The organism is Corallococcus sp. AB018, assembly GCF_003986945.1.
Classification (GTDB): domain Bacteria; phylum Myxococcota; class Myxococcia; order Myxococcales; family Myxococcaceae; genus Corallococcus; species Corallococcus exiguus.
This window is the reverse complement of the sequence record NZ_RAWR01000358.1, coordinates 1-5574: the sequence shown is the minus strand read 5'-3', so window position 1 is coordinate 5574 and position 5574 is coordinate 1. Positions and strand designations below refer to the sequence as shown.

Here is a 5574-nt window from a genome sequence, read left to right as displayed (position 1 = left end):
GGGACTGGGCGCGAGCCTGGCGCTGATGGCGTTGCACGTGCTGGGGGGCGTGAGCGGGCCGCCGCTGTGGTGGGCATGGGTGCTGCTGTTGGACGGGCCGCACCTGTTCGCGACGGTGTCGCGCACGTACCTGGACGCTCGGGAGAGGAAGGCGCGAGCCCGGCTGCTCTGGGGCAGCCTGGCGTGGTTCGCGGCGGGGCCGGCGGTGTTCGCGGCGTCGGTGCTGTCCGGGCAGCGCTGGCCGTTCGCGGTGTTCGTGACGCTGGCGGCGCTATGGGCGTACTGGCACGTGGTGCGGCAGCACTACGGCATCATGGTGCTCTACCAGCGCAAGGCCGGGGAGCGAGACGCGTGGGACCGGCGGCTGGACAGCGTGACCCTGTACGTGGGGTTGCTCGCGCCGTTCGTGGCGTTCGCGCTGACGCATCCGGGAGCGCGACGCCGGTTGGGGCTGATGGCGGAGCCGACCTGGGAGGTCGGAGTGGCGCACGCGTGCTTCGCGTTGGTGCTCGCGGTGGTGGGGGTGCTGGCGGCGAGGCAGGTGTGGCGGTGGCGCCAGGGGCTGGGGGTGAACGGGCCGAAGCTGCTGATGCTCGGCGCGGCGCTGGGGCTGACGTCGCTGGTGTTCTGGCCGACGGTGTCGCGGCGGATGGACTTCCTGATGTTCACCGTGGCGGTGACGGCGTTCCACAACGTGCAGTACCACGGCATCGTCTGGTTCTTTCACCGCAACCGCTACCACTCGGAAGGCGTGGACCGAGCCGCGTTCGGTTGGGCGCCGAAGGTGAGCCAGCGCTTTGTCATCTACGCGCTCTGCGGGCTCGCGTTCACGCTGGCGTACCGGACGCTGGGCTGCGGCATGGGCGTGCACCCGGGCTGCGGCGCGTTCGACGCGAAGGTGGCGATGGGAGGCAGCGGGCTCACGCTGCGAGATTTGATGGAAGGCTTCATCTGGGGCTTCGCGCTGCACCACTACTTCCTGGACCAGTACATCTGGCGCGTGCGCAAGGACGCGGGGCTGAACCAGGACCTGAAGCTGAACACCGCGGCGGCTGCGTGACGCCCGGCCCAGAGGGTGTGTCGGACCTGTGCCTATTATCCGCACACCATGGCCAGCAAACATCGACGGCGGACACCTCCTCGTCCCGCGACCGCGCGTCGCCCCGCCACAGCAACGCCCACGTGGCCCCTGCCCATGCAGCGCATCCCGCTCAGCGAGGCGCGCAGCCATCTCAGCGCGCTCGTGCAGCAGGCGGCCACCCAGCGGCATGTCACCGCCATCACGGTGCACGATGAGTTGAAGGCGTTCCTCATCGCGCCCTCGCGATTGGAGGCCCTGCTGGAAGCGGAGCGAAAGGCGCGTCCTTCCCGGAAGCGGAAATCGAAGCTTCGAGGCTCCCTGCGCATCGTCGGTGACCTGGAAGCTCCCGATGAGAGCCCCAGTCAGCGACTCCAGCGCTCCGCCCTGACCTCCGCGGAGGTGCTGGAGCTTGAGTGAAGGCTACGTGCTCGACACGAATGCCCTGCTCTTCTACGCGGGCGACCAGTTCCAGAAGCTCGGGCCCACGGCGAAGCGCGCGTTCTCCGCCTTCGAGCACCGGCGCGGCTATCTGGTGGTGCCCGCGCCCGTCGTGCTGGAAACGTGGTTGCTTGCCCAGGGCGGGAAGCTGCGTTTCCCCACCACGCTGGACTCATGGTGGGCGGGCATCGACTGTCCGGAGCTGGTCCACGACCCCATGAGCGAAGCGGATGTCCGGGAGGCAGCCCGGCTCGACTGGGAGCATCGGGACCACTTCGACCGGCTCATCGTGGCGGCGGCCCGCAGACTCGGACTGCCGCTCCTCACCCGCGACCGCGCCATCTCCGACTGGGCGCAGGACACCGGAGGCATCGAGGTCGCGTGGTAGCGCGGCCCCGACGCCCGTAGCGAATCACAGCGTCACGAGCCACAGGAACGCATCCTGGTTCCAAAGGTGACAGGGCTCACGGCTCCATCTCGGTAGGCGCACGGAGCGCCCGGGTGAGTGCCTCGTTCAGCTCGCGCTTGAAGCTCGTGGTCATCCAGGCGTTCGGGATGGCGTCGAAGCCGTGGATGGCCCCGGGGTAGACATGGAGCTCCACCGGGACTCCCGCTCGGGAGAGGCGGCGGGCGTAGTCCATAGACTCGTCGAAGAAGACGTCGAGCGAGCCCACGGCGATGAAGGCGGGGGGCAGGCGCGAGACGTCCTGGCCGAGCGAAGCCGAGAAGTGCCCGGCGCGAGAGTCGGTCGGGAGGTAGTCCCCGCGCAGGGACTCCCAGCCGAAGCGGGTGTGCGCACGCGTCCACGAGAACTCGCCCGTCGTCGGGTTGGGGTCCGCTTCCAGGGCCGTCCCCGTGCGGGCGTCGAGCATCGGGTAGATGAGAATCTGCGCCGCGGGCCGTGGCCCGTTGTCATCGCGGGTGAGCTGCGCCAGCGAGGCGGCCAGCCCGCCACCCGCGCTCTGCCCCATGAGGACGATTCGCGACGGGTCGACGCCCAGTGACGCGGCATTCGCGTGGACCCAGCGCAGCGCCGCATAGACATCGTCGATGGGACCCGGGAACGGCACCTCCGGCGCGAGGCGGTAGTCGACCGAGACGACGACGGCGTCGTGCGCGAGGGCGAGCTCGGCGTCGAAGCCCTCGCCCATGGAGGCGCTGCCCATCACCATGCCGCCACCGTGCAGGAACAGCACTGCGGGCCGGGGTGCCGTGCTTTGGCCCGGCGGCGTCTGGATGACGAGCCGGACGTCGGGCGCTCCGTTCCGCCCAGGGATGCGCGCCTCGCTCCGCAGCGCGGTGGTCCGGGGGGCGATGGACGCAATCATCTGGTCCATGAACGTGCGGCCGTCCGCGAGGTTCTCGCGGGAGAGCCCCGGGAGGAACTCGTGGGCGGTGAGGGGCAAGAGGGACGGATCAACGAGATGACGCGTGGACATGGGTGACTCCTGGAATGTGGCGGTGGGTGAGGTTGCGATGGACTTCAAGGCGACGTGGGAGCGGGGGCCGCGCGGATGACGACCTTGCCGATGACTCCCCCACGCTCGGATCGCTCGAACGCGCCTCGAGCGTCGGACAGCTCGAACACCTCCACGGGTGGCGGGAGGAGCTCCCGGGCCTGGAGCTTCCCCGCGAGCTCCGCGAGGTCCCGGCCGGACGGCTTGGTGACGAGCAACTGCTGCTTCTGGCGGCGGAAGGGGCCAAGCAGGGTGGAGGCAAGGAGCGACGCGGGGGACGGCTCGAACCCCACGTGCCTGCCGCGAGGCGTCAGGAGGCCACGCGCCTCGGCAAAAGACAGCTTCGTGCTCAGGTCGAAGACGACGTCGAAGCGCTCGCCGAGCATCGAGAGCGGCCGGGCGCGATAGTCGTGGACGATCTGGGCACCGTACTGCCGAGCCACGGCCAGACCCGCGGCGGATGTGACGGCGGTGACGTGCGCGCCATGCGACCGGGCGAGTTGGATCAACATGAGCCCCACACCGCCCGTCGCGCCGTTGACGAGCACGCGCTCGCCGGGGGCGACTCGCGCGACGTCACGCACTGCCTGAAGCGCCGCGAGCCCCACCATCGAGACCGCCGCGGCCCCGACGTCGTCGAGCCCTGAAGGAATCCTGGCGATGGACGTCGCCGCGACCGTGATGAGCTCGGCGAGCGTTCCCTCTCGCATGCTTCCGGGGAAGCCGAACACGCGGTCTCCGACCGAGAAGCCGCTGACGCCCGCCCCCACCTCCTCGACGACACCGGCGAAGTCCGAGCCGGGCGACTTCGGGAAGCGGGCACCGCTGAGCAACTTCAGCTCGCCACGCCGGATCTTCCCGTCGATGGGATTCACCGAGACGGCTCGGACGCGGATGAGGAGGTGGTGGGCGCGGACGCGGGGCGCCGGCTGCTGGGTGTGCTGCAGGAGGTCGGGACCGCCGAAGCGGCTGTAGGTGAGTGCGTTCATGGCCCTCAAGCTACGGGGCGGCATGAATTCGCGGAACTTGATGGTGGGCAGGCCTATTGTTCATGCCGTGAAACTCTCGGCCTTTGACCTGAACCACGTGCGCGCGCTCCACCACCTGCTCGAAGAGGCTCACGTCACGCGCGCGGCGAAGAAGCTGGGAATCACGCCCGCGGCGGCGAGCAATGCCCTGCACCGGCTGCGCGTCGACTTCGGCGACCCGCTCCTTGTCCGCAACGGAAGGTCGCTCGTGCGAACGCAAAGGGCCGAGGAGCTTCGCGCGCCCGCCAAAGAGGTGATGCTGGCGGCCGAGCGTCTGTTCAACCAGGGGCGTCCCTTCGATCCGGCGACCGCGACCTGGGACATCTACGTGACGACGTCGGACCGTGTCGCGGAGCTGCTCCTACCAACGCTCGACAGTCTCCTCGCGGCGCGTGCTCCCGGGGCCCTGCTCACGCTTCGGACCCAGACGCCGGACCTGGGGTCGTTCCTGCGCGAGCACGGCGGGATTGCCATCGTCCCGGAGGTCGCGAAGGAGCGGGACCTGCGCTCGCAGCGCCTGTTCGTCGACGACTTCGTCTGCGTCATGCGCGGGACGCACCCCCTCGCCACCGGGCGCATGTCCCTGAAACGGTTCACCGAGTGGGAGCACGTCCTGGTGGCCCCACTCGCGCAGTCGCGACGCGGCGGCATCGACGTGCTCCTGGAGAAGGAGGGGTTCTCGCGTCGCGTGACGCGCGTGGTGACCACGTTCTCCCTGGCACTGCCGCTCGTTCTAGGCTCGGACCGGCTCGCTGTCCTTCCGCGCAGCTTCGCCACCGCGCACGCGAAGGCACTCGGGCTCGCTCTTCGGCCGCTGCCTGTCCCGATGCCTCCCATCGAGATGCTCCTGGCCTGGCACCTTGGGAACGAGGGCGACCCGAAGCACGCGTGGGTCCGCGGTCTCGTGCAGGACGCGGTACGCGCCGTGGGCCTGGCGACTGGGTAGGCCCACGGCTCCGTCAGGTTCAGGGCGTCACGAGCCGCAGGAACGCATCCTGGTTCCACGTGTCGCCCGCGCCGTCGCGCTGCCAGCCGGACACCACCAGCCCGGACTCCGGCGCCGCCACCAGCGTCGTCGCCGCCAGCGAGCACGTGCCGCTCTCACACGCCTCCGGCGCCAGCGACTTCGTGCCCAGCAGCGCACCGTCCGCCGCGTAGCGCGTCACCGTGTTGCCGCACGCCGTGGCCACCGGGCCCGCGGGCTCCACCGCCGCCACCGTGCCCACCGACGTCGCGCCGCACGTGGGCTGCTTCACCCAGCGCTCCTGCCCGTCCGCCGTCGCCGTCAGCACGAACGGGCCGCCCTCATCCAGCGCCACGCCGTTCCACACCAGCAGGCCCACCGACTCGCCGGCCACCGCCACCGTGCCGTCCGCGCCCACCGACACGGAGCCCACGCGCCCGTTCACTCCCGGCACCTCGCGGCCCCACGCCAGCGCTCCGTCCGCGCCGAACGCCAGCACCACGAAGCCGCCCGTGCCCCGCGCGTCGAACGTGCGCCCGTCCACCGTCACCGGGCCCACCAGCCGCCCGGCCACCACCGACGTGCCCGTCCCCGACAGCGCCACCG

6 protein-coding genes and 1 pseudogene are annotated in these 5574 nt (G+C 70.6%); 4 read left to right on the top strand and 3 right to left on the bottom strand.

The window, feature by feature from the left end; all coding sequences use genetic code 11:
• From D7Y11_RS41205 to D7Y11_RS41195, 3 genes are all read left to right on the top strand, one after another.
• The coding region (locus D7Y11_RS41205) for a hypothetical protein (protein ID WP_126936411.1) at positions 1-1060 on the top strand (1060 nt) is incomplete at its 5' end.
• A 135-nt stretch (positions 1061-1195) separates the two neighbouring features.
• A complete protein-coding gene (locus D7Y11_RS41200; RefSeq protein WP_158624505.1) occupies positions 1196-1498 on the top strand; it encodes a type II toxin-antitoxin system Phd/YefM family antitoxin in 303 nt (100 codons plus the stop codon).
• Complete coding sequence (locus D7Y11_RS41195) at positions 1491-1907, top strand: type II toxin-antitoxin system VapC family toxin (RefSeq protein ID WP_126936410.1); 417 nt, start codon at positions 1491-1493, stop codon at positions 1905-1907. Before D7Y11_RS41200 ends, D7Y11_RS41195 begins: the two co-directional genes overlap by 8 nt.
• 76 nt (positions 1908-1983) lie before the next feature.
• On the opposite strand, the gene D7Y11_RS41190 is transcribed toward D7Y11_RS41195, so the two are convergent.
• Complete coding sequence (locus D7Y11_RS41190; RefSeq protein ID WP_126936409.1) at positions 1984-2958, bottom strand: alpha/beta hydrolase; 975 nt, start codon at positions 2956-2958, stop codon at positions 1984-1986.
• Between the two features lie 44 nt (positions 2959-3002).
• Positions 3003-3965 carry an NAD(P)-dependent alcohol dehydrogenase gene (locus tag D7Y11_RS41185; protein ID WP_158642059.1) on the bottom strand — a complete coding sequence of 321 codons (963 nt, stop codon included), beginning with the start codon at positions 3963-3965 and terminating at the stop codon, positions 3003-3005.
• A 67-nt stretch (positions 3966-4032) separates the two neighbouring features.
• Here D7Y11_RS41185 and D7Y11_RS41180 point away from each other — a divergent pair, with 67 nt between their 5' ends.
• Positions 4033-4950, top strand: coding sequence for a LysR family transcriptional regulator (locus D7Y11_RS41180; RefSeq protein WP_158642058.1), 918 nt, complete (start codon positions 4033-4035; stop codon positions 4948-4950).
• 19 nt (positions 4951-4969) lie between these two features.
• Here the strand turns inward: D7Y11_RS41180 and D7Y11_RS41175 are convergent.
• A pseudogene (locus tag D7Y11_RS41175) lies at positions 4970-5574 on the bottom strand (hypothetical protein); the annotation flags it as partial.